The sequence below is a fragment of the Rhodobacter capsulatus genome (assembly GCF_005144475.1).
Classification (GTDB): Bacteria; Pseudomonadota; Alphaproteobacteria; order Rhodobacterales; family Rhodobacteraceae; genus Rhodobacter; species Rhodobacter capsulatus_C.
Window position 1 is genome coordinate 1 of sequence record NZ_SWJZ01000030.1, and the last position, 23,049, is coordinate 23,049.

The window sequence follows — 23,049 nt, forward strand, 5'->3', positions numbered from 1 at the left end:
AAACAGTAAGGGTGTCATTTGGATCGATGATCGCCTTCCCGACTTGGAGCGTATCGTCGAGAAAACAGAGCGCTTCGACCTAATCCTTTGTTCCGCAGTGCTGATGTTGGTTGAGCCCATGGACTTGAAAAAAAGCCTCACGACGTTCGCCCAAGTGCTAGTCCCTGCAGGCAAACTTGCGATCAATCTGCGAACACCGATGCCAGATGAGCCGCCCGGCATTTTCTTCGATCATGCCGACCACGACGTATTAGCCGCAGCTGATGCTGCAGGGTTCAGATGTTTGCACCGTTTTGAGGCCAAGGATGCTCTTGGACGTAGCGGTTACGATTGGCGCGGTTTTGTTTTTGAACGTTCCAATTGATCCCATATCTTGTGCAATGCGCTGATATCATGTGAAAATATCTTCGCTAGCGATGGATGCTTTTCTAGATAGACAGCGAAGCACTTCCTTGGAGTTCTAATGACTTCGATTTCTTCGACGCCTTGCCCCAGGATACTGCCGGACGGTTCCGTATGTGGCTCTCTCGAACGACGCCCACGCGGCAATTGCGCTGCTTGTCATCGGCGGGCAGCAGCGGCCTACAGGAAGCGCAAAGCCGAAGCGCCCGGATCCCATACCGAAGCTGAGTGGCTTTCCCTTGCCGCAACCTTCACACATTGTCCCGGCTGCAATCGGCCTTGGGACGAAGTCGAACGCCCGAATGGTCAGCGCAACCCATTCACAAAAGGGCATATAATTGCCCTGACAGAAGGTGGATCGGACTGCATTGCAAATCTTCGCCCCGAGTGCGCGCGGTGCAATTACGGTGGAGCAGGAGTCGGGTTCTCGGCACGCAGGAAGTGAGACTTTTGTGGCCGCCGTGAGTTCGGTGCCTGCTCAACGTATCGCTGCTTTTTGGGCGAACCGCGAACACTGCATAGTCCTCTTCGGTCGAAATGACATCGGCCCCGGTCTTTCGACCGGGGCCTTTGCTTTTGCACGATCAGTCTCCGCGGCGGGTGTTGGGGCGGGACCAGATGAGGCTCGAGCCCTCACCGTCTTCGTCATCGAAGAGGTTGGCGTAGATCGGGGCGGCGAAGCTCGGATCGTCCAGCTTCAGGCCCAGGTATTCGCGGCCCTCGTTCGATTTCTTCGTCCAGGCGGCGCCGATCTCGGCGCGGCCGACCAGGACCCGGTGGGACGGAGCGTTCTCGCCCGAGGCCCTCAGGTCGGGGACGAGGCGCACGCCCTTGGCCTGCAGGCTGAGGGTGAAGATTTCGCCGGTGTATTCGCTGCCGGTCTTCTTGAAGGTACCGATGGTCGCCATGTTCTTTCTCCGTTTTGCTCTGTTTCGGGCCCGCGTCCTTGCGGCCTCGATGGCGATCGACAGCCCGAAGGCGACCGGTGGCGCACCCCCCTCGCGGGGGCCAGACAGCACAGGAGGAACTTTCTTGTCCCGCGAGGAATGACGGCTCTGCCGGCAGGGGAAGAAAGTTGTGACGACGCTGTTGCGCCGAAGCGGTCGAGGCGAAGACGACCTTTGGGCAGATCAGCCCATCAACAGAGGCCGTTGGACGCGGGCTGGGACAGACAATCCACGGAGATCAAGGCGACCCTGAAGGACCATCAGGTAAGACAAGACAGGCACCACCGGCGATAAAACCACCTCAGCGACCAGTCAGGCCAGCTTGCACCTCCCCCTGACCTGCGGCCTCGCGGCGCCCGCCACTCCACTTGGTTCAGGTCAGCCAGAAAGATGGAAGACAAAGGACGATTTTCGAACGAGGGCAGCGATTGGGCCAAGATGCTGGTCGATCTTGGCTGAGACTCCATCATAACCCGCACAACTCGATGATGATCTGACGGTGAGGCCCTTGCCCTCGCTCACCGCCCCAATACCTGCCGCAACAATGATCACTTGGCAAAGTCCTGTCGAAACCCGGGGCCATCCAGCCGCTGAAATCCTCACGCAGCAGCGGTCGACGAACGGCGAATGCCGTCCGTGCCAAACTAGGCCAGCCAAATGCAAACACCCCCCGACGAAACCGCAGGAGGGTGCTAAAGGGTCAGGAATTTCCAGTCGGCTTGCGGGGTGCCCGCGTCAGTCGATCGCCTTAAAGATCTCGCCTGCCTCGGGATGGTCGCCCGCGAACTCGTAGAGCCGCATGTAGGCTTCGGACAGTTGGTCGGCCTCATATCGGAACGAGAGATGGGATAGCGCGAAGAGGGTGGCGATGATCCCCGCGGCCTCGGCCGAAAGCTCGCCCATGTAGCCGTTCGTCTCGCAGTAGATGCGGAACCGATTGTCGGCGTCGGGCGAAAGGAACAAGGGCTGCCCACCTCGCTCGTGGAAACTCCAGAGCCCGCCATTGTAATCGTCGGGGGCCAGCCAGGACATGAACTGATAGACGGCCCGCTCGCCGATCAGCATCAGGGCGGGGCTAAAGAGCGCGGGCAAGAACGCCATCCGGCGCGCCTCGGGTACGAGGGTGGCAGGTTTCAGGGCGGTTGCAGCTTCGGTCATTTGGAAATCCTCCGAATCAGGGGGTGAATTGCGCGCCCCGGCGGCTCTCTCGACCCACCCGAACACGCCGATTTCCGGCCCAACTCTCCCTCTCCTGCGGTCGGGGAGTTGATTTTGTTCTCTATATGTTCTATATTGGAGAGACGATCCACATGGGAGATCCATCATGGACGCTGCCACGTTTGCTTTGCCCGCCACTGAACGCCAGATCGCCTATGCGCGGTCTCTGGCGCTCCGCAACCAGAGCCTGTTGCCTTGGGAAGTTCAGCAAGACCGCCGCTCGCTCAGCGCCTGGATTGAGTCGCAGGCGAAGTTGAAGCCTGCGGACACCAGCCATCCAACCTCCAAGCAGGTCGCCTTTGCCGAACGGCTTGCGCGGATCAAACGCCGCGCCGTGCCGGACGAATGCTTTCGGGACCGGCAGTTGCTGTCGCGCTGGATCGACAGCAACCGCTGAGGGACAACCGGGGCCCGGGACGGGAATGGACGGATTTCGGGGCAGCTATCCGAACCGCCGCCCTTCCTCCGTGAAGGTATAGCCATTGGCGATCAGCGTCTCGTCCACGGCCTCGTCCGATGTCAGGTAGTCGTATTCCTGCTCAAGCTGGCGATATAGCCAATTGGCGAGGTCGCGCAGCGCATCGGTGACAATGGACGCGGCATCGCCGATGCCCTCGACCGCGGCCGCACTGTCCCGGGACACAGAGACCGCCATGGTGAAGGCATGGTAGTAGTTGCCGCGATGCGTGACCTCGGCGCGCAGCTGGTATAAATTCCGCTGCTGCGCCGCCTGCAAGGTCTCCGCGATCCGGTGCAGGGTCTTGTCCTTCGGCGCATAAGCGCGAAGTCCGGCTGCGGCGGATTTTCGGTAAGAATAGACGCCCTCCCAAGCCGCACCATCGCCTTGCGACCAGAAGCCGCTGAACCAGATGCAGGGATCCTCGCGGGTGCGACCGCCGATAAGGCGAGTGGCCCGGGTCTTCAGGCGGATGCCGAGGATTTCCGCGATGCGCTGGAAGTCCTCGTAGACAGCATCATACCAGTCATGGTCAAAACCGCCCTCGCGATACCAGGCGCGGGCTCTGTCCTTGGCGCCGTCGGGAAGTTCATTGAGGCGATAGACAGTCGTTGAGATCACTTCGGGCATCAGCGGGTCCCTCTGTTGCATGGCCCAGCAGAATGGCGGGGGGTGGGTTTCCGGAAGGGGCGAAGATCAGGCCACCAGGGCGTGATCGACTGCAGCGGCTGCAAGGTCGCGCCAGAACGGCTCGACCAGTCGGCCTTCCAGCGAGCGGGCGCGGGTGAGGAGCGCAGCAGCCGACGCGGGATCGTCGACGTCGGTCGCCGCGCGGGCCTCGGCTCGAAGCCCGCAGGCGTCGGTCACCACGCGCCGCGCCTCGGCATCGCTGTCGACCGGAGCGCACCAGCTGATCAGGCCTGCCTGCACGTCACCTGCCAGCACCAGGCAGTGGTCGGCATCGAGAATGGTGATGAACTGCGGCGCCAGACGCAGGGCCGGATCGCTGCCTGCGGCGATCAGACCGGAAGTTAGTGCGGTGCGAGCTACGATCATGGCAACCGCGAGGTCACCGCAGGTGCCGAGATCGACTTCGCGCTCGAAGCACAGCTGATCGAGCGCCGGATCGTCCCAATGCGCTCGACATTGGCAGCTGACCCGCAGGGGCAAGCGGTCCGCAAGGCGCAGATGGGCAAGAACCCCGCCGATCAAGTTGTCGCCGGGACCACGGAAGGCGGTTTGGGAGATAGGTGCAGTCATCGGGATCACTCCGCAACGGGCGGCAGGAGACTCTCTCCCACCCTGAAACCCGTCACGGAACCACCCGCCCATCTCTCCCTCTGGCGAGTGCCCGACCGAGAAGCCATGCACCCGCCACTTGGGGATCAGCCGCCTGCCCTGCCCCGCCAACCAATAAAACTCGACGGTCCGTCACAGACGGCGTGCCGTGCTTCATCGATGACGAAACCGAAGGCGCCAACTTTGTAGTCCCCAGAGGGGACAAGGAAGCGGCGCTCTTCAGATTGTGGATCGCGCCGCCCGCCGCACGTGGCGATCACCTCGGTGAAACCGCGATGCTGGTCGGAATAGATCGCCGAGATCACGACCCAGTCTTTCGCGTGATCGCGGGCAAAGGCTTCGCCATCACGCGTGCGGGATTCACCAGGACGCAGCGCCCGGCCCTTGATCGCCTCCCAGGCATCTGGCCAGTTGTGGCGCAGGGTCTCTTCGGCTTGGCGCCGTTCAAGCCCCGTGAAGAGATCCGGCCAAGCGGTCGCTACAGCGGCCCACGCGGCATCTTCCTCGTACCAGCCACCAGCGTCGCGCAGCAGGCGATGGACTTGAGCATTGCGGTCCGCGGACAGGTGGAACCCACCATGACCGGAGGTCGAGTGGAAGACCACGCCTTCGCTGTAGCGGACCGCGCCCTGCGATGGTCCCCAGGGCGTGTTGGCATTGGCGCGGAACTCCTGCCGACCGAGGGTGGCCTTCTCGCCTTGATGCTCGGCCTGTTCCTGAACGAGGGCGCGGAAAGCAGCCTCGTCAGCAACATCGCCGCCATGGCCGTAGAAGTCGGACCGCTTCCAGTCCGACAGGGGTTTGGAGAGACGCCAAATGCTGCCGAGGAAATGTCGGCCATCAGCTTTGGGGAGCATGGCATAGGCGGCATCGCCGACCCGGGCGACGATCAGGCCCTCGGCACTGCGGCCGAATTCCGGGATGGGGAAAGAGGCGGGCGCGCAAGTCGGAACAACTGTGTTCATGCGACGAGCGCCTCCACCGCTTCGATGTCTTCGCCGTTCAGCGCAGCAGTCAGCCATTCATGGGTGCTGATCCAGCCAATACTTTTGCGCGCACCGAGGTCAATGACATGGGCGCCGCCGCCGAACGCCTCCAGTCGGGGCCGGGAACAGGTGTTGGCATAGTCAAAACCCCAGAGGCCGGTGAGATCGAGGTCTTCCGCGAGGCGCAGCACGAAGCGGATGACGCCTTCGACGTCGCCCTCCCCATCGTCATGGAACCAGAGCACCGAACTGCCCGGGCCATCCTGCAGCGCCAGCGCAAAGCCCGAGAATTCCGGATCGTCCGAGGCTTCGTCTTCCTTGCGCAAGCGCAGGAAGAGATCGAGCGCCGCGATCGCCTTGTTGGCCGTGCCCACGTCCAGGACGCAGGAGAATTGGGTGAAATAGTCAGCCACGATGGGCTCCTTCTAGAATGAGAAACCCGGGCCACACGGCCGGGTCAGGTTGGGTGGCGATTGGGGGAAGATCAGCCCGCTTCTGCGGGCTGGGGGATTTTGGCGGCGCCTGCGCCGCGGCATGGGCCTGCAAGAGGTCGCGGTAATAGCGCTTGCGCGCCTCGCGCCAACTGCGGACCGCGAGCGTGTCGGGATGCAGCCGGCGGATCGCCGTGCGGACGACCGTGAGGGGAGAGGCTTCGGGTGGAAGACCGAGGTTCTGATATACCCGGCTCATGTCAGCTGACCTCCCGCACGGGGCTCGCCAGATACGGATCGACCTCGGCTTCGATCTTCTGGGTGCGGCCCATCCAGGGCTCGGCCCGGATCGACCGCGCCCAATCGGCAAAGCTGGGGATGAAACCCAGATCCTCGCGGACATGCTGCTCGCCGACCCAGCGGGTCGGGATCACCCGGCCCGACAACAGAGTGAGGGTTTTCCCATGGATCTGCTCCAGCAGGAAAATCCCCTCGGCATGATGACGGAGGGCGCGATGCCTAAAGTCCGCCAGGATGAGCTTCGAGGCATCGAAGAATTCATGGCAGGCGAGATAGTCCTCGACCGTCCCGCCCCATTTCTTCACTGAAGACAGCGCGTGGTGATAAGGATGTGCCATCGCCGCCCCTCAGAAATCATGGGTGAAGAGTTCGGACGAGGTGAACCGCTCGTTGAACTCGAGATGGATGGTCCGGGCGCGGGCATCGATACAGAATTCGCCATAGGCGCCGTCATTGTCCTGCCAGCCGGAATGGGTATCGGAGAGGAGGTCGTAGACAAGCTCTTCGACGGCGCTTTCGAGGCGCAGAATGCGCTCGGTGGGTGCCCCGCTCTGCCAGTCGATGCCAGCAAAGGTGATCTGAGCGGCGGGCAGCGTGACGCTCTGATCGGCATCATTTTGGGCCTCGATGCTTTCGATCTGCCCGCTGTCGCCCGAGCCGTCGAAGCTGACCAGGACATGGGCGATGCCAACATGGCGCAGCCCATCGAACAGCACCTCCTTGTTTCGGGCGTGAAGCGCCGCCTCGGCAGCGTCACGCTCGGCCTGCTCGGCCAGAATGCGGGACAGTTCGGACGAGAGTTCAGGGGTCGGCGCAGCGCGGCCGGGAAGATGGATGGTCATTTCAGGATCTCCGGGGAGAGCGGGTTACAGGTGAGCACGCCGCCGCTCTCTCTGTCTCAGCGGGCTCGCCCTGCCCGCTCCCTCCTCGACCTCTCCCTTGCCGAACCCTTAGGTTCGGTTCCGTGTCCCCGGACGGGCGCGCTGGTAAGCGCTCCCGGATTGGGGGGGTGAGGCGCTTGCGCGCCTCACTGCCAGGGGTCGATTTCCAGGGCGACGAGGGCTTCGTCGCCATCGTATTCATCGGACGGCATCGCTGCGTGGGTGCCGTCCCCGGCCTGGAACACGACGATCGAGACCATGAGCGTGGCAGCGAGAGAGGCGGCGAAAGCGGTGGCATCCTTGTAGGACATGGGGTTGGCTCCTGTCTTCTTGGGGGCGGAGGACCATCCCCCGCGCGACAGGCGCCCGAAGTGTTTGACCGGATCTGCAATCACCCTCGTGCGTTCGGCTCGTCCGAATCCGCGAGGGCGGCACGCTCGCGTAGCCGACCCCTCTGGGGTTGAGTGTCAAAGAGACGGATCAGACCAAGGACAGCGAATGGAAGCGGGGGATGGGGTTTTGACCCTGGACAGGCGCCCTGCCCCTTCACGGGATGCCAACCGCTCGCCAGCCGTGCCGCCAAGTTGGTCCCAATTGATCGTCGTGTTCCAGACCGGGGTCTCACGAATTCCAATGCTGCCCATGTATATGAGGCGGGCCACGCGCCCGACCCGACCTCTGGCACGAGGCCGCAACGCGCCGATCCTCACACCATCGGCGTTCTTCCGGCTGGATCAGCCGTCGCACTAGGGATCGTTGCCCGAATGGGGGGAGACTGCCCAGCAGGCTCCAGTCGGACGACCAGAGCCCGGTCCCGGCTCTGCCGGGGTGTGCCATCGTCTTCCTTGCCGAAGTTCTGCAGTCGATCAATGCGAAACCTATCTTGAAATCTCCACACTTGATTGTCAGAAAAACATAGCCTATTTTCTGACGCATGATGACGACGTCCGCCTCCGTTCCCGATCGGGTCATGAAGCGTGTCCGCGCAAGCGGACGCGGCAGCGTGTTCACGCCGCGCGACTTCCTCGACATGGCCGCACGTGCTGCAGTTGACCAGGCTCTGTCACGTCTGGCCAAGGCAGGACATCTCCGGCGACTTGCGCGCGGGCTCTACGACTTCCCCAAGTTGCACCCTATGCTCGGGGCCCTTACCCCTGCACCTGATGCTGTGGCGCAGGCCCTAGCCCGGGAAACTGGATCGCACTTGCAGATAGATGGCGCGCGCGCCGCAAACACACTGGGCCTCTCAACGCAAGTCGCTGCGCAAAGCTCCTGGCTGACGGATGGACCATCCCGGCGCGTGGTTCTGGGTAAGCGCGTGGTCGATCTCCGCCATGCCTCGCCCAAGCATCTTATCGCGCCTGGCAGCCCGGCAGGAACCGTAGTTCAGGCGCTACGCCATGTGGGCGTATCCCGCGCCGCAGATGTACTTCGGATCGCGGCTCAAAGCCTGACGGAGAGCGACAAGAGGACCCTCGCCAAAAGCGCCGCCCAAGCGCCCGCCTGGATGCGCTCCACCTTGCTGTCGATTGCCGATCTCGGGACGGGCGACCGCATTGGATAAGGTCGCACGCCTTTCCGCCGCGGACCGCGCCGCCCTCTTCGGGGAAACCGGTGCCGGTCGGGGCGTGGCGAACACTATCATCGAAAAGGACTTCTGGGTCTGCTGGACCCTGCGGCGCATTTTTACCTTGCCGAAAGGCCCGACAGCTTCGCTGGTATTCAAAGGTGGAACTTCGCTTTCGAAAGCCTTCAACGCGATCCGGCGGTTTTCCGAAGACATCGACCTTTCTTTTGATCGTGCCGAGCTTGGCTACGCCGGGGATCGCGACCCAGAGCAAGAAGGTCTCGGAAAGAACAAGGCCGCCAAGCTGATCGACGATCTGGTACGCGACGTCGAGACTCACATCGCCAACCAGCTGCTCCCAGCCTTGCAGTCAGCATTCGCCAAGGAACTGGGCGAACCAAGCGAAGGTGGGTGGGCGTTGGACATAGACCCCAACGACGCCCAAACGGTGAACTTTCACTACCCGGCAGCATTTGCGACCACCGAATATGCAGGCATGTCCTACATCACCCCTCGCGTGAAACTAGAGCTCGGGGCACGCGGTGATCCTTGGCCAACCGAGGAAAAGGTCATCCGACCCTACGCGGCCGAGGACTACCCGGCCTTTTTTGAGGATGCAGATACCACAGTCCGCGTGCTTTCGGCACGGCGTACCTTCTGGGAGAAGGCGACGGCGCTCCATGCAGAAGCTCATCGCCCACCGGAATCGCCAACGCCGCAGTACTTCTCACGGCATTTCTACGATCTCGCGATGCTGCTCGACACCGACGATAGCAAGGCAGCCTGCAGCGACTACGAACTCTTGGTGCAGGTGGCCAAGCACAAGGCTGTGTTTTTCCGTTCGGCATGGGCGAGCTATGAAACTGCCCGCCCGGGCACCCTGCGCCTTCTGCCGAGCGAGGCACGCATCAAGGATCTGCGAGCCGACTATCGAGCCATGGCCCCGATGATGTTCGACGCAAAGCCACCGGCTTTCGACGAAATCATTGCGAGGATCGGGCAACTCCAAGACTTAGTGAACGGCTGAAGTCAATGCGGCGTGGCAGCCGTTAATCTCTAAAGCAAGAACGCCTTCGGCCCCGGTCTTTCGACCGGGGCCTTTGCTTGTGCACGATCAGTCGCCGCGGCGGGTGTTGGGGCGGGACCAGATGAGGGAGTGGCCCTCGCCGTCTTCGTCATCGAAGAGGTTGGCGTAGATCGGGGCTGCGAAGCTCGGATCGTCCAGCTTCAAGCCCAGGTATTCGCGGCCCTCGTTCGATTTCTTCGTCCAGGCGGCGCCGATCTCGGCGCGGCCGACCAGAACCCGGTGGGAGGGGGCGTTCTCGCCCGAGGCCCGCAGGTCGGGGACGAGGCGCACACCCTTGGCCTGCAGGCTGAGGGTGAAGATTTCACCGGTGTATTCGGTGCCGGTCTTCTTGAAGGTGCCGATGGTCGCCATGTTCTTTCTCCGTTTTGCTCTGTTTCGGGCCCGCGTCCTTGCGGCCTCGATGGCGATCGACAGCCCGGAGGCGACCGCTGGCGCACCCCCGCATCCCGGGGTCCCCTGCACGCTTGCGTGCTGGGGTGGGTCGGGGGCTGGACAGCACAGGAGGAACTTTCTTGCCTCGCGAGGAATGGCGGCTCTGCCGACAGGGGAAGAAAGTTGTGACGACGCTGTTGCGCCGAAGCGGTCGAGGCGAAGACGTCCTTCGGGCAGATCAGCCCATCACCAGAGGCCGTTGGACGCGGGCTGGGACAGACACACCACGGAAATCAAGGCGACACTGAAGGCCCGTCAGGAAAGACATGTCAGGCACCACCGGCGATGAAGCCACCTCCGCCAGAAGTCTGGCCAGCTTGCGCCTCCCCCTGACCTGCGGTTTCAAGGCTCCCGCTGCTCTACCGGCTTCCGGGCTGACAGCGTGATGGCAGACAAAGGCCAGGATTCGAACGAAAAGCCGTAACTGGCAAAAAAGCAGACCGATCCGGGATGAGGTCTCCTCAAAATCCTACCAACTCTGTGACCATCAGGGCGCAGGACCGGCCCCCTGATCAACCTACCCGACCAGCCGTTGCGTCGATGAGCGCCTGGCAAAGCACGTCCGAAAGCTGGAGCTGACGGCCCATTCCTGACGGTCGTGCCGGGGTGCGCATCGCATTCTGCCTCTCCGAAACGGTCGCGCCTGTCCGCCGCAGCATTTTCCGAGGGGCATCGTCGGCTATGCGGAAGATGCGGACATTCAACTGCTTTACCGAATGGTCTGACCAATCGTTTTGCTAGTCTGTCCTCACTCAAGCGAGATCTGAGTCATCGTTCCCACAATGGGTTGATGCACCCAGAAGGCCGTGCACGTCCTGCCCGATACGCCGTGAAGTGCGCGGGCGTATAGCGATGCCTGACCGGCGAAGGCGCGCAGGCGCTCCTCGTCGAGGTCAACGGCGCTCGGAAAACTCTTGTGATCTATGATGACGAAGCCTTCGATCGTGTCCACCAGCAGGTCGAGACGGCCCGCAATGACCTGACGGTCCATGAGCGCATGGACTGGCCATTCCCGCATGATCCTGGAGCCCGGAAAACGCGCGCCCAGAAACTGATGAAGGCGATCCGAGGTAGATACGAGGTCGGCGGGTGCGAGTTCGGGAACACCCCAGCGGTCCAGCAGCCAAGCGGCGCGTTCGAGGCGGATCGCACCATGATCTTCTGAGTTGTCGTGGGCGAAGAAGCGGTGACACGCCTCGCCGAGCGCAATCATGTCTGGGTTGCCTATCAGCGGAATCCGATCCCCAAGCCGGTGCCGCTCCGAGATCTTCAGCGCTCCCTCGTACCGCATAGCGCTTGGATTGAGGCGAAGTGGCAGATGATCGACTGCCGGCCAGGTCGCCCGGCCATATCTAAGCTGTGGTGCCATCTCATTGATGGGGGGGATGGGCGCGGCTCCACGGGCAGGGAACTTCTGGCCGCCGATCCTAAGCTCGGCTTCTGTGGGAAGCAAATGAGGTTGGCCATCGGCGCCGCACAACTCGTCGAGCCAAAGCCTGGGACGACCGGTCAGCGCAAGAATCTGGTAGTCCCGCGCGCGGGTCATGCCGACGTAGAGAAGCCTGGTGCGCTCGAGCCGTTCGGCCGCAAGCGCGCGTATCCCTTCCGGGCAGGTGTCGGTTAGTGCATCGAGACCGACATCTTTTGCCTGGTCACCGTAGGGCCAGGGCCAATAATGGAGGACACGTCCGTCGAGCGGTGCACGCCAATCGGGTGCGGTCTCGTTCTCTGCCGCAAGCCGGAAGGGTGACCCCTTCGTATCGGCTTCGAGTTCGGTCAGGACGGTCACTGGCCATTCGAGACCTTTGGCCCCATGATAGGTCAGGATCTGTACCGCATCCGGGTGCAGGCTCTGGGGTTGTTGCGCGTCCCCCTGTTCGGTGAGCCATCGACAAAGTCCCGTCAGGGTCGCGGCCTGCCGATCGGCACGGCACTCGTCCTGATAGGTTTCGGCAAGTTTCCGGAGGGCCTCGAGATTATGGAGCCGCTGCTCTATATCGCCCCAGCGTCCAATCAGGTCGGGCAACCCTTCGACATGCAGGACGGCGTCGAGCGCCTCAGCCGGGGTGAGTTGGAAGACGCTGTCACGGATCGCGCGCAGAGCATCCGAAAACGGAATGCAGTCGGCGATAGCCTGCTCGGCATCGGCTTCGAAAGCAGCCGTCAGCCAGGATTCATCATCGACGGTAAAACGTGCGATCTCCACAGAAGCAAGGCTGTCGCTTGGGTCTGCGACCCAGCGGAGCGCGGCCAGGGCGAGCTCGATCTCGGGCTGGTCGAGCAGTCCCTGACGTGCAACGGCCACCCGGACTCCGCGGACGCTCAACGCTCGGGCAAACTCTGCGACCTGCGGGTTGCTACGGCAAAGGATTGCGACATCACCGCCCCGCAGTGGACGCGTCCCGCCGTCGCGCGGCACGATTGGCCAAGAGGCCCCCTGCGCCAAAAGGCCAGCAATCTGCCCAGCAAGCAAGTCCGCCCGGACATCCTTGTTTTTGCCCTCGATCGACCAGGCCGCAAAGGCCGGCGGCATATCGGGCGCGTCCTGTCTCGTCCAGTCGTCGGAGAACGCGATCTCTTCCTCAGCCATGCCCACACGACTGAAATTCGCCAGGAAGGCGGCGTTGACCGCAAGGCAGAGTGATGGCCGGGACCGCCAAGACTGGCGCAAATAGCGGACACCACCGCCTGTATCGGCCGTGATCTGGGTCGTCGCCGCGCGCGTCAACTCGGGATCGGCATCGCGAAACCCGTAGATGGATTGCTTCGGATCGCCCACCCACACCGACTTCGGTGCGATCCGCGCGAGTTCGGAGAAGATCGCTATCTGGATTGGGCTCGAGTCCTGGACCTCATCAACAAACACGCCGCCAATCAATTCGCGCAGTCGTGTCTCGTTGGCCGGATCTCGCAGGATCTGTAGCGCGAGCATCTCCTGATCCACGAAATCGATGAGGCCATGCGCCTTCTTGAAGTCAGCATAGGCATCAAGGCAGTCTGCCGCACACCCGAACTGGAGCCGGATGAAATCAGCGAGGTCGGAGCGCAGCCGGGGATGGCGGAAATGTGCCGCGGCCGCGGCAATCACACCCTCGAAAAGCGGTTTGTCTGCTTTGGTGGCGCCGAGCTTGCTCAGCCGCGCCCATTCGACCCAAGGCAAAAGGTCGCCACGATCAAGGAACGTGAGTGCGGCTTCGATCCGCGGCAGGTCATTGTCGACCGTACCCTTCTTAAGCCCGGCGCGGCGCTCTGGTGTCAGCGCCGCAGCGCAGGTTCGAACCGCCGCCGCCAGCGTTGCATCAAGCCCCTCGGAGGTCTCCCCGGGCGTTGCCGCCGGCAACAGCGCGAGCAGGCTTGTCGTCGACCGTGCGGCGGACCGGACCAATCCCTCTCGGTCGATGCCATTGGACCGGGCTGCATCGACGATACGGCGCGCCGTGTCCTGCCATCCCTTAACCTGGCCACGCGGGCTGCTCCTGTCGCGGTCGGCTATGCTGAGCCTTTCCGCGAGCGGGGCCATCTCATCGATCCAGGTGCTGATCACATCGCCCGTTGCGCGCGCGAACATGACGCTTTGGCGAGTTTCCTCGATCACATCGGCGGTCGGCGACCGGCCGAGCTCGAAGGCAAATTCGCTGATCAGTGAGCCGCAGACGCTGTTAACCGTCCCAATACGTGCCGATAGGAGGGCTGCGGCCTGGTCGCCTCGGCCCGCGCGGATGAGAGCGGTGCGGATACGCCCGGAAAGCTCGGCCGCGGCTTTCTTGGTAAAGGTGGTCGCGAGAAGACGGTCCGGCGATAGACCCGCTTCTATCGCCGCTGTTATATCTTTGACCAGCGTGAACGTCTTGCCGGTTCCCGCCGATGCGATGATTGAGTCGACGCGGCCGTATGTCATGCTCATCCAAGCCCCTTTACCCGGCAAAGGGTCTGATACTCGCAGCGATCACAGTGGACCTCGCGCACCAGGGTAGCAGCAGGCGGCATCAGCGCCTCGGCGCCCTCGACGCCGGCGGCAACCAGGACACCGGAGATGGCCATATCGCGCCACCCCACCCAGCTTTCGGTGATCGCGTCCCAAGTCGCGGGCAGCGTGCGCGAGCCTTCAATACCGCGTCCAACCAGTCCTGCATTCGCGAGGCTCAGAAATTGCCGCTGGTTCAACATATAATAGCCTGCCCGGTAAGGCTCGGTGCCCGTGAGGCTGGCCCCGTAGGTCGCGAGCTGCACTGCTTGGCCAGTCTTGAGCTCATCGATCCGGCTCTTGGCACTGCGGGTCCATTTGAGATCGACGATCACCGCTTCGCCCTGAAGGTCTCGCGCAACGAGGTCGATCGCACCACGCACCGACAGCGCCTGCTCGAACGTCGCGCTGATCTGGTGTTCGGTGGAATCGACAGTCAAATCGTTTGCCGCGAGGCTTTCGGCGAGTGCGGCCATAGCCGAGGGAAGCCTGCGTCGGGCGAAAGCCAGATCACTCGCAAAAGAGGGATGGCGCAAAGGTGCCGCGATGCGGTCGATCGCCCCCTCCAGAAGCTCCATTGTACGCGCGGCAGCCACCTGCGGCACCGGTGGCGGGCCTGCGGTGAAAATCTCGCGCGCCAAGGCATGTGCGAGATTGCCAATGAGCCGATTCTCGTCAGGAATCGCCTGTGCCCGGCCTTGGCGGAGGCGTGCGACATGACGCAGCGCCCACATCAGGTGGCAGGAGAACAGATGTTCGAACGAGGTCGCGGATTCGACCCGTCCCTCGAGCTTGGCGGCGAAGCCAGCGGGTGTTGTCCACTGGGCGCGGGCCGATGGCAGGGTGCCAGGGTCGACTGCGACCCGATTAATCGTCTCACCGGCGAGTACCAGTTGTCCGGCGCCAAGTGCGGCTTCAAGACGGATATGGTCGGCTGAGTACTGGAGTGCTGCTGAGAGACGATGGGCAACGGGATGCCGACTGGCCTCGTCATGGACCTCAAGGCCGGCGCTGACAAAGAGCAGTCGCCTACGGCAGTGCAGAATGGCGCGGTCCCAAGCCGCGCTCAATGCCCGGCCCCCAAGCCCTGGATCATCCAGGATACAACCGTGCTCGGCGAGCAACGTCCGCTCTGCAATGGTCCACGGCATCCGCCCTGCACCCTCGCGCGTCGTCGTGAAATTCCACCAGAGCACATCATCGACAGGGCCCCAGATTGCACCTGGATGTGACACGGCCCGCCAAGTTGCGGCTTCGGCAACCACAGCTGGATTGGGTTGACCTGTATCGAGCGCTTGGTCGATGACGCGCTCAACCAGCGTGCGAGGAAGGAGGGGGCGTTCCAGCGACACGAGCGCAGCTCGGACATCGGCCGCAAGGCTTGCGGTGGCGAGATAGAGGGGATCGCCACCGTTGGCATGGCGGGTCACCGCCCAGGCGATCGTGCGATCGCAAATCGCGGTCGCTTCCCCTACAGGCATGCCCCTTACCGGATCCCAGATCGAAGGCTCTGCCCAAGCTCGCCAACGGGCCAAACGCTGGGCTGCGGCGGCGGTCGTCTTGCTGTCCTCGGCAGCGGCATATTCCCGCGCCTCGATCGCGGCCCAAGTCTCAGTCCATCCTGCGCTGCCGCGGCCGGGAGCCGCTTCGAGGGCGTCGGCGAGAAGGCGAGCGGTATGGCTCGAAATTGGAGCGTTCGGGAATAGAAGCAGCTCCATAAGCGCATGCGGATCAAATGGCGCCCAAGCGATCTTGAAGCCGAGAAGCAGGAGCTGAAGTGTGCCCCGATGGGGCGAACTGCGGCTTCGACCCGCACGTGGTTGTCGTGCCGCCGCGAGGCCATGGTCGAGGATCTGAGTATCTCCGTCCTGCGCGACGATTGCCATCGTGCCGTTATGGCATGAAGTGGCGCGAGTCCAATGACCGACTATCTCAGTTGCGAGCAAGCCGCTTACAGCGGTTGCCAGGGTAATCGATCCGTCCGGCGCTGTGGCAGCGGCACCGCTGCCGCCCATCCAACGTTGCATATGGCCAAGTGCTGTATCAGCAGGCGCTGCTGGCGTTGTTGCAATGGCTTCGACCGCTACGCCGGCAACTGCCAGCGAATCAAACAGGGTCCGCCAGCCGGAAGCATGCAGGTCGCCTGGATCTATAAGGCGAACCCGTCGGATTGTGCGGGCTATGGCGGGACTGATCCGCGGCAGGACCCGGCGGAGCCGGTCAGCAAGACCCGGGGGCATGGCGTTCGCGAGCAGTTCTGCTGCGGCAAGATCCGCGATGCGACCCTGTGGCCAGTCGTCATGTGCAGACCAGCCTGCCTCGATCAGCATGTCGCGCCACCCGAGCAGCGTCCGCGCGCTGCTCCAACCATCGACCGCAAGCGATGCCGACCAGAAGCGGTCAGGTCCCGCCGCAGCGAGCGCCGCTTGCCAGGCAGCTATACGCACCACGAACGCAGCTCGCGGTTCCGAGAGCCCCAAGATAGTCTCGAGGATGTCGAGCAAGCCTTGTGGGCCGACCACTGGCGCGCCAAGCGCCCCGGTCTTGCCCCCGCCATGGTCGGGGAAAGCTCCTCCGTCGGCAAAAAGCCCGAAGACAATATCCATATGCTCCCCCCTACCCCGTGATGGTCGGATCACACTGCGTTTGGCAAGATAAGAAAAGTCTCCTGGACGCTGGCATCGCTAAAAGCATGTTTTTCGTCAGCCCAGTCAAAAAATATCGTGCCTCCTAAAAGTCGTGCATCCTAAGCTAAGTCACCTTGAAAGCCTTCAGCAGCCAGAACCGTTGATGCCGGTTCGCCGCTCCGAACCCGCTGTTCAGGTCCGCTCTCTTAGCCGCATATCCGGCGGGGAGGATTGTGAGCATCTGCGCCGCACCCGCCCGGTATGTCTCAGGCACCACCGGCGATGAAACCAGCTCGGGCTACCGGTCAGTCTAGCTTGCGCCTTCCCCCTGCCCTATTGCCTCGCGGCTCGCACCGCTCCACCTGGGTCAGGGCTGCCAGCATGATGGCAGACAAAGGAAAAGATTCGACGGAGCGCCGCGATTGGGCCAAGGTGCACCTCGATCAACGCTGAGACGCCACTTCAGCTCGCGCAACTCGATGATGATCTAGCGGCATGGCCAGCGGCCACGTCCCCCTCCCCGATTCCTGCCGCTTCAATGATCTATTGGCAAAGGTGCGTCGAAACCCGGGGCCGACCAGCCGCACCTGCGCTTGAACGAAACACGAACACCCCCTATGCTCAGGCTACATCTTGTAATGTGAGGCGCGCAATGACTCCATATCGTGATTGGGATCAGGATTCTGGAATCCGGGCTTACGTGATCGGATCGACGCATATGGATGTCGCATTCAAGGACGGCGCGATCTATCGCTACACCTCGCTGTCGGCCGGACAGGCCAATCTCGACCGCATGATCGTGCTTGCACGGGCGGGGGATGGGCTGAATCAATTCATCAATCGAGCTGTGAAGAAGCGCTATTCCGAGCGGCTTGCCTGAAATCATTGCCTTTCCTTGCCCCCACATGAAAAAACGGGGCGACCGAAGCCGCCCCGTTAAAGGTCATTCAGCGGCGATCAGGTGCTGGCGCTCCTCTTCGTCGTCGGGCTGGACCTCGTCATCCTCGGCGAGAAAGGCGGGCAATTCGATGCTGACGTCCTCAGCCACGGCTTTCGGGCCAACGTCCAGATCATCGAGGCGCAGCGGTTCCGGCAGCCAGCCAGAGCCATCGAGGAGGCGCTCCGCTTCGCGTGCCATGTCGCCCTTCTTCAGGTGAGCGATCAACTCAACGGCCTGCGACCCTGCCCCTTCACGCACCGCCTCTAGGATGCGGCTCTTGGTGACGCGACCGAGGTAGTTGGCAACGGTAGGCTTCCAGCCCGCCTCGACCAGATCGAGCCGGGTGGCGCGTGCCAGGCGGTCTGCTTCGCGGAGACGACGGTCAAGGCCGGGCTGGCTGATCCCCATGCCGCTGTAGGGGTTCGGACGCTCGTAGAGCGCGTTCACCCCGAAGCTGAGGCAATGGGCGAGGAGCGCCTGCCGGCTGGCCTCGTCCAGGGCGTGGAGCCAGTCCCAGACCACTTCATCCCCCTGCCCCAAGGGCATGTCTAAACGCCAGGCAGCGTGGCGCGCGTCGATGTTCTGCGCCGGGAAGCTGTCGGAGAGATCGGCGGACTGTGCCGGCAGATGGATTTCGCGCACGGTCGCTTCGATGGCAGCTCCGGAGGCACGGGCGACGAAGCAGTCGATGGCAAGCTTGTGCAGGAGTGCCGTCATCGCAATGCGCGGGTTGTTGGCCACAGCGTCCCGCAGCGCCAGCGTGCGATGCGCCGTCAGCTCGATAACGAGCCGTTCGGGCAGCGGCTTGATCGCGTCGCTTTCGTCCTCTTCGTCCTCGGTCGGCCGGGTCTCACCGCCCATGTTGATCACTGTGGAATGGCTTGCGCCGTGATCCGCATTCATTGGCGTGTTTTCCTGGGGACCGTCTTCCGTCGCGGCACCCGCAGGGACTTCGCGCAGTTCATCCTCGGGACGAACGAAGCCGCGCTCGATCAACAAGGTGCCGTCGATGTCGATGCTGACGAAGGCCCCTGCCCTGCCGACCTGGTCGGGATCGAAGGCCATCGGGCGGCTGTCGAAGGCGCCGAGAAGCCGCTCGATCTCGCCAAGTCGCGCATCGACTTCTTCGGGCAGATCATCGGCCTCGGCATACTCAGCCTCCAGACGGTCATATTCATCGCGCAGTGCTTCGCGGGTGGCTCGCTCTTCATCAGTCAGATCGACCGTGGTGCCCAAAAGCTCGCGCAGGCCCATCGTGTGACCGTAGGGGAAGCCCACGGCGACCTCGATCCACTTCCAACCCTCGGCAGCGATGGCCTCGACTTCAGCCTTCAGCTTCTCGCTGACCAGCCGTTCCAACAGGACCGGGTCCTGCAGCCAACCGCCATCATCTTGCTGGAAGAGGTCACGCAGGACGTAGCCACCCGCGGCCTCATAAGCGTTGAGCCCCAGGAAGCGGGCGCGCTTGTCCGACGCACGCACTGCGGTTTCCGTCAGCATGCGACGGATCTGGTAGGGCTCCTTGGACCAGGAGTTCTTGACGGCTTCCCAGACCTGCGCCTGCCGAGCGTGATCGCCCGAAATCGTGAAGGCCATCAACTGTTCCAGGGTCATGCCATCTTCGGCATAGACCTCCAGCAGCGTGGGCGCGACCGTGACGAGGCGCAAGCGCTGCTTGACCACCTTCACATCGACAAAGAAGGCCGCCGCGATGGCCTCTTCGGTCATGCCCTTCTCGCGCATGGCCTGGAAGGCACGGAACTGGTCCAGCGGATGCAACGGTGCGCGCTCGATGTTCTCGGCCAGCGAGACCTCGTCGATCAGCACGCCGTCATCGGCCGCGCTGACGATGCAAGGCACCGGCGCGGTCTTGGCAAGGCGCTTTTGCTTCACCAGCAGTTCCAGTGCCCGGAAGCGCCGCCCACCAGCAGGCACTTCGAACTTGCCGGTCTCTGCCCCGTCATCGCCGATCACCGGGCGCACGTGCAGGCTCTGGATCAAGCCGCGGCGCGCGATGGATTCGGCCAGTTCATCGACCGAGATGCCGGCCTTCACGCGCCGGACGTTAGACTGGCTCAAGACCAGATTTTGGAAGGGGATATCCCGCGAGGATGCGAGGGTGATTTTCCGCATGTTGGTCATCGGACCAATCTCCGCGACAGGCGCCGAGAGCCGCTCTCTCGACTTCCAACCTGTCGAAAACCCCCTGCCCTCCCCTGCCTCTCTCCCACGGCCAGGCTTCAGAGATGACCACGCCCGCGCAAACTGACTTCCCGGCCCGCGCCGACGATGATGTGGTCGTGCAGGGTCAACCCAAGCACGCCACAAGCCTTCTCAACCTCCTTCGTCATAGCTATGTCCGCCTCCGATGGTTCTGGGTCGCCGGACGGATGATTGTGGACCAGGATCAGGGCCGAAGCATTGAGATCCAAGCCGCGCCGGACGACTTCGCGCGGATAGACCGGCACATGATCGACGGTGCCCACGCCAAGGCGTTCGTCGGAAATGAGCCGGTTCTTGCGGTCCAGGTACAGGACGTGAAACCGCTCGACTTCACCGAGCACCGACAAGGCGCAATAGTCCATCACGGCCTGCCACGACGAAAGGACAGGGTTGCAGTTGATATGGCGGGCCAGGATTTCACGGGCGGCGAAGATCGTGGCCTGTTCCCGCGCGGTCAGCTCGAAGCCACCAGAGCAGCGGTTTAGGAAGGCAGTGGGGTGTTCTGAAAATCGGGACATATGGATCTCATGCGTTGAGCCCAACCAGCATCGGCCGAATGGCAACGAGCTGATGCGGCGAATTTGGCTGGGAAGGGGAAAAAGGGGACGTTCTGGTGACAGGGGGCAGGCGATATCCGAGCCCCCTGCCCCGCTCCTCACCTCACCTCACCTCACCTCAGCTGACGCGATCGAGCAGCTTCTTGGCCCGGCTTTCCATGTCGAGACGCGCATCCTGCTGCGTTTTATCGCGTGCAAGTCTCGTAATCCCTTGAATAAAATCAAAAATACTCTCGGGAGGTCGGCCCTCTTCCATCAGCACCTTCTCGATAATCTTGCCGGATTCGGCCTTCGAGAAGCCCCGCTTCTTCAGGAAATCATCCCGGTCCTCATCCGTCCGCGCCACGATCTGTTGACGCGCGGCCTTGATGCCATTCACAAAGCCCTGCGGCGAGGAGTTGGCGAACCGCGTCAGCGCAGGGGCTGCTTCATGGGCAAATCTGGAGGCGGCGTATTTCGAGTGGCGGATGGTGATCTCCTGGAAGTCTTCGACGCCCCACAGGTTCCGGTTCTGGCAGACCGCCCGCAGGTAGAAGCTTGCCATGCCAAGGGTCTTGGCCCCTACCTCGGAATTCCAGCAGTAGAAGCCCCGGAAGTAGAGATCGGGAGAGCCGTCCGCCAGCTTGCCCGCCTCGATCGGGTTGCGATCGTCGACCAAGAACAGAAACACATCGCGGTCCGAGGCATAAAGCGTGGTCGTGTCGCGGCTGATCTCGACATCGGGGTTGTAGACCCCGGTCGACCAGTCGAGCACACCCGGCACCTTCCAGCGCGTGTCGCCAGTGCCATTGCCCGCGATGCGCTGCACCGCTTCGACCAGCTCGTGGTCATGGATGCGACCATAATCGGGACCAGTCACCGCGCGCAGTTCCGTGCGGCCGTCGTCCGTCTCGAAGGTTTTCACCTGCTCAGCGCGGTGGTTGGTCAGGCCGTATTGCAGGTTGATGCCCGCCAGCGGCGCGGGCAGTTGCCGCAGGTATGACGCCGGGGCACCGACGATGCTGGCAAGCTGTCCGAAGGCCCAATGCGTGGGCGCGACCGGTTCGTGCGCTTTCGGCAGCATCAGCTGTAACCGCTCGGGGTTGTCGCGCGCGGCCTCGACCCGGATATCCGCCGTCTGCACCACCCGGCTGCGGCTGCGTTCGGACCGAGCCTTCACAGATGCCCAAAGATCGTCGAGCGACAGATACCGCTCGTCATCGGGCCGGTTGAACCATTCGGACGACACCCGCCCGTTCCTCTCACCCCGGCTCACATCAACCTTGTAACCGCTCGACCTCATCGTCCGCACGGGGTCCAGAATTTCCACATTGTTCATAGCAGTCTCTCCGTGACGGGCGCCGGAAGCCTCTCTCCCGGCCCTGGCCCATCACCGGATAACCTTCCTTCCTCGAACTCTCTGAACTGACGTCAGGCACAAACACCGACAGGAATGCCAGGCCCTCGTCACGGGCCTTTAAGTCAGGTCGAAGAGGCGTGGGAACAGGACGTCATGCGTCTTGCTGGGAAAGCGCAGCATCAGGGCGCTGCGTGGGGTCTCGGACCCGATGATGCCGTCATCAAGAAGTGATTTCATGGTGGCGCGGGCCGTGCGGGGTGCGACGCCCAGCAAGGCGGCAACATCCCCACGGTCAACTTCGCCGCGCAATAGGACGATGCGCAGCAACTCCCCTGCCCTCTCGCCCAAACCTGAAAGCGCAGCATAGCGCGTAAGCCTTTCGCCTATTCGGTCGAAGTCGAACATGCCCGCCATGAATGTGACCTGATCCTCACAAACCGCGAGGAACCACTTAGTGAAAGTCACAAGCGCAGCCAACGACAAGTTCCCGCGCCCGTCACGGTCGCCCTGACGGACACGGTCGGCGAGTTGCATCATCTCACGGTATTCATCGCGACCCGGCAGACCATCCTGTAGACCTCGGGCCAGCCCGCGCGAAACGGACCAGAGCCCCCCTGCCCCGATGCCCGCATGATGCGACATTGCATGCGACATCAGCCGACTTACACGCCCATTCCCATCGTAGAACGGATGAATGAAGTTGAAGCGATGATGTGCAGTCGCCACGGCAAGTGTGCGCGTGACCTGACCATGCAGCCAATCCAGCCGAAACCGGGTGTGGTAATGCGCCATGAACGAGGGAACGGTGTCAAACGGAGGCGGAACATGGGCGCCAACCTCTACGTCGCCCTGCCGCCATTCCCCGGGAACGATCCGGACCACTTGGCCCCCATGGCGCAGCGTCAGCATCTCTTCAGTGGCGCCTTCATAGAAGGCTTCGTGAAGCCATTTGATGAACGACGGATCACTCGGATCTGCGAGCGTGCCCTCGACCGCCCGGCGGTCGATCTCTTCTTGCAGGTGGACATGGGCCGCATGTTCTTGCTGCAGCGCACGACGCCCTGGATCGGCGTCAAAGTCACCGGCGAGTGCCCGTTCAATGTCGCGCGGGCGGGTGTTGTTTCCTTCGATACGGTTGGAGTAGTAGCTGTTCATCATCCGCACCATCGCGGCCAAATCGGCCAGGGTACGGGCAGGCAAGTTCCGGCCCAAACCGCGCGACGACTGAATCAGCCGGTTTGCCGTCTCGACCAGGTCAAGCGGGATGTCATCTTCGAGCCGGGCAGGCTCTATCCGTGATGGGGACACGATGTACGTCAAGCAGGCTCCAGAATGCCACTAAGTGTGACGCACAACATATTCTGTAGCTTTAGAAAAAGCTAGGATAAAGCG

General features: G+C 62.7%; 23 protein-coding genes. 6 read left to right on the forward strand and 17 right to left on the reverse strand.

Annotated features, from left to right (window positions below):
* On the forward strand, window positions 1-364 hold a 364-nt coding region (locus tag FBT96_RS20650), incomplete at its 5' end, for a methyltransferase domain-containing protein (RefSeq protein WP_212635369.1).
* A gap of 99 nt (window positions 365-463) precedes the next feature.
* Window positions 464-847, forward strand: coding sequence for an HNH endonuclease (locus FBT96_RS21625; RefSeq protein ID WP_136905934.1), 384 nt, complete (start codon window positions 464-466; stop codon window positions 845-847).
* A gap of 139 nt (window positions 848-986) precedes the next feature.
* On the opposite strand, the gene FBT96_RS08825 is transcribed toward FBT96_RS21625, so the two are convergent.
* On the reverse strand, window positions 987-1,310 hold the full coding sequence (locus FBT96_RS08825) for a DUF736 domain-containing protein (RefSeq protein WP_136905935.1): 324 nt from the start codon (window positions 1,308-1,310) through the stop codon (window positions 987-989).
* Between the two features lie 774 nt (window positions 1,311-2,084).
* Entirely contained in the window at window positions 2,085-2,507 is a 423-nt protein-coding gene (locus tag FBT96_RS08835) for an antirestriction protein (RefSeq protein ID WP_136905936.1), read from the reverse strand.
* Window positions 2,508-2,673: 166 nt separating this feature from the next.
* Here FBT96_RS08835 and FBT96_RS08840 point away from each other — a divergent pair, with 166 nt between their 5' ends.
* Window positions 2,674-2,964 carry a hypothetical protein gene (locus FBT96_RS08840; RefSeq protein ID WP_136905937.1) on the forward strand — a complete coding sequence of 97 codons (291 nt, stop codon included), beginning with the start codon at window positions 2,674-2,676 and terminating at the stop codon, window positions 2,962-2,964.
* A gap of 45 nt (window positions 2,965-3,009) precedes the next feature.
* Here FBT96_RS08840 and FBT96_RS08845 read toward each other — a convergent pair whose 3' ends face one another.
* The 8 genes from FBT96_RS08845 to FBT96_RS08880 all read right to left on the reverse strand — a co-directional run bounded on the left by FBT96_RS08845 (window position 3,010) and on the right by FBT96_RS08880 (window position 7,232).
* Window positions 3,010-3,654, reverse strand: a complete 645-nt coding sequence (locus FBT96_RS08845; RefSeq protein ID WP_136905938.1) for an antitoxin of toxin-antitoxin stability system — start codon at window positions 3,652-3,654, stop codon at window positions 3,010-3,012.
* Window positions 3,655-3,720: 66 nt separating this feature from the next.
* Window positions 3,721-4,284, reverse strand: a complete 564-nt coding sequence (locus tag FBT96_RS08850; protein WP_136905939.1) for a hypothetical protein — start codon at window positions 4,282-4,284, stop codon at window positions 3,721-3,723.
* Window positions 4,285-4,409: 125 nt separating this feature from the next.
* Window positions 4,410-5,288, reverse strand: coding sequence for a DUF7007 domain-containing protein (locus FBT96_RS08855; RefSeq protein WP_136905940.1), 879 nt, complete (start codon window positions 5,286-5,288; stop codon window positions 4,410-4,412).
* Window positions 5,285-5,722, reverse strand: coding sequence for a hypothetical protein (locus tag FBT96_RS08860; RefSeq protein ID WP_136905941.1), 438 nt, complete (start codon window positions 5,720-5,722; stop codon window positions 5,285-5,287). The genes FBT96_RS08855 and FBT96_RS08860 overlap by 4 nt, the downstream gene beginning before the upstream one ends.
* Window positions 5,715-5,999: a hypothetical protein gene (locus FBT96_RS08865; protein ID WP_136905942.1), complete on the reverse strand. Its 285-nt coding sequence runs from the start codon at window positions 5,997-5,999 to the stop codon at window positions 5,715-5,717. Before FBT96_RS08865 ends, FBT96_RS08860 begins: the two co-directional genes overlap by 8 nt.
* Before the next feature lies 1 nt (window position 6,000).
* Complete coding sequence (locus FBT96_RS08870) at window positions 6,001-6,378, reverse strand: DUF6915 family protein (protein WP_136905943.1); 378 nt, start codon at window positions 6,376-6,378, stop codon at window positions 6,001-6,003.
* Window positions 6,379-6,387: 9 nt separating this feature from the next.
* Window positions 6,388-6,882: a DUF6878 family protein gene (locus tag FBT96_RS08875; protein ID WP_136905944.1), complete on the reverse strand. Its 495-nt coding sequence runs from the start codon at window positions 6,880-6,882 to the stop codon at window positions 6,388-6,390.
* Window positions 6,883-7,067: 185 nt separating this feature from the next.
* The gene (locus FBT96_RS08880) at window positions 7,068-7,232 is read right to left on the reverse strand and encodes a hypothetical protein (RefSeq protein ID WP_136905945.1); all 165 of its coding nucleotides are present in this window, start codon (window positions 7,230-7,232) and stop codon (window positions 7,068-7,070) included.
* Window positions 7,233-7,855: 623 nt separating this feature from the next.
* Between FBT96_RS08880 and FBT96_RS08885 the strand changes: the two genes are divergently transcribed.
* Window positions 7,856-8,485, forward strand: a complete 630-nt coding sequence (locus FBT96_RS08885) for a DUF6088 family protein (RefSeq protein WP_212635370.1) — start codon at window positions 7,856-7,858, stop codon at window positions 8,483-8,485.
* Entirely contained in the window at window positions 8,478-9,515 is a 1,038-nt protein-coding gene (locus tag FBT96_RS08890) for a nucleotidyl transferase AbiEii/AbiGii toxin family protein (protein ID WP_136905946.1), read from the forward strand. Before FBT96_RS08885 ends, FBT96_RS08890 begins: the two co-directional genes overlap by 8 nt.
* Window positions 9,516-9,602: 87 nt before the next feature.
* Here FBT96_RS08890 and FBT96_RS08895 read toward each other — a convergent pair whose 3' ends face one another.
* From FBT96_RS08895 to FBT96_RS08910, 3 genes are all read right to left on the reverse strand, one after another.
* Window positions 9,603-9,926, reverse strand: a complete 324-nt coding sequence (locus tag FBT96_RS08895; RefSeq protein ID WP_136905947.1) for a DUF736 domain-containing protein — start codon at window positions 9,924-9,926, stop codon at window positions 9,603-9,605.
* 829 nt (window positions 9,927-10,755) lie between these two features.
* Window positions 10,756-13,911 (reverse strand): UvrD-helicase domain-containing protein, encoded by a 3,156-nt coding sequence (locus FBT96_RS08905; protein WP_136905948.1) that lies wholly within the window; start codon window positions 13,909-13,911, stop codon window positions 10,756-10,758.
* Window positions 13,908-16,577 (reverse strand): PD-(D/E)XK nuclease family protein, encoded by a 2,670-nt coding sequence (locus FBT96_RS08910; protein ID WP_136905949.1) that lies wholly within the window; start codon window positions 16,575-16,577, stop codon window positions 13,908-13,910. The genes FBT96_RS08905 and FBT96_RS08910 overlap by 4 nt, the downstream gene beginning before the upstream one ends.
* A 673-nt stretch (window positions 16,578-17,250) precedes the next feature.
* Here FBT96_RS08910 and FBT96_RS08915 point away from each other — a divergent pair.
* Window positions 17,251-17,478: a hypothetical protein gene (locus FBT96_RS08915; protein WP_136905950.1), complete on the forward strand. Its 228-nt coding sequence runs from the start codon at window positions 17,251-17,253 to the stop codon at window positions 17,476-17,478.
* A gap of 63 nt (window positions 17,479-17,541) precedes the next feature.
* On the opposite strand, the gene FBT96_RS08920 is transcribed toward FBT96_RS08915, so the two are convergent.
* The 4 genes from FBT96_RS08920 to FBT96_RS08935 all read right to left on the reverse strand — a co-directional run bounded on the left by FBT96_RS08920 (window position 17,542) and on the right by FBT96_RS08935 (window position 22,977).
* On the reverse strand, window positions 17,542-19,680 hold the full coding sequence (locus FBT96_RS08920) for a ParB/RepB/Spo0J family partition protein (protein WP_136905951.1): 2,139 nt from the start codon (window positions 19,678-19,680) through the stop codon (window positions 17,542-17,544).
* 98 nt (window positions 19,681-19,778) lie between these two features.
* A complete protein-coding gene (locus FBT96_RS08925; RefSeq protein WP_394347665.1) occupies window positions 19,779-20,285 on the reverse strand; it encodes a JAB domain-containing protein in 507 nt (168 codons plus the stop codon).
* A 151-nt stretch (window positions 20,286-20,436) separates the two neighbouring features.
* Window positions 20,437-21,636, reverse strand: coding sequence for a DUF932 domain-containing protein (locus FBT96_RS08930; RefSeq protein ID WP_136905952.1), 1,200 nt, complete (start codon window positions 21,634-21,636; stop codon window positions 20,437-20,439).
* A gap of 138 nt (window positions 21,637-21,774) precedes the next feature.
* The gene (locus tag FBT96_RS08935; RefSeq protein ID WP_212635371.1) at window positions 21,775-22,977 is read right to left on the reverse strand and encodes a Fic family protein; all 1,203 of its coding nucleotides are present in this window, start codon (window positions 22,975-22,977) and stop codon (window positions 21,775-21,777) included.
* Between the last annotated feature and the right edge of the window lie 72 nt (window positions 22,978-23,049).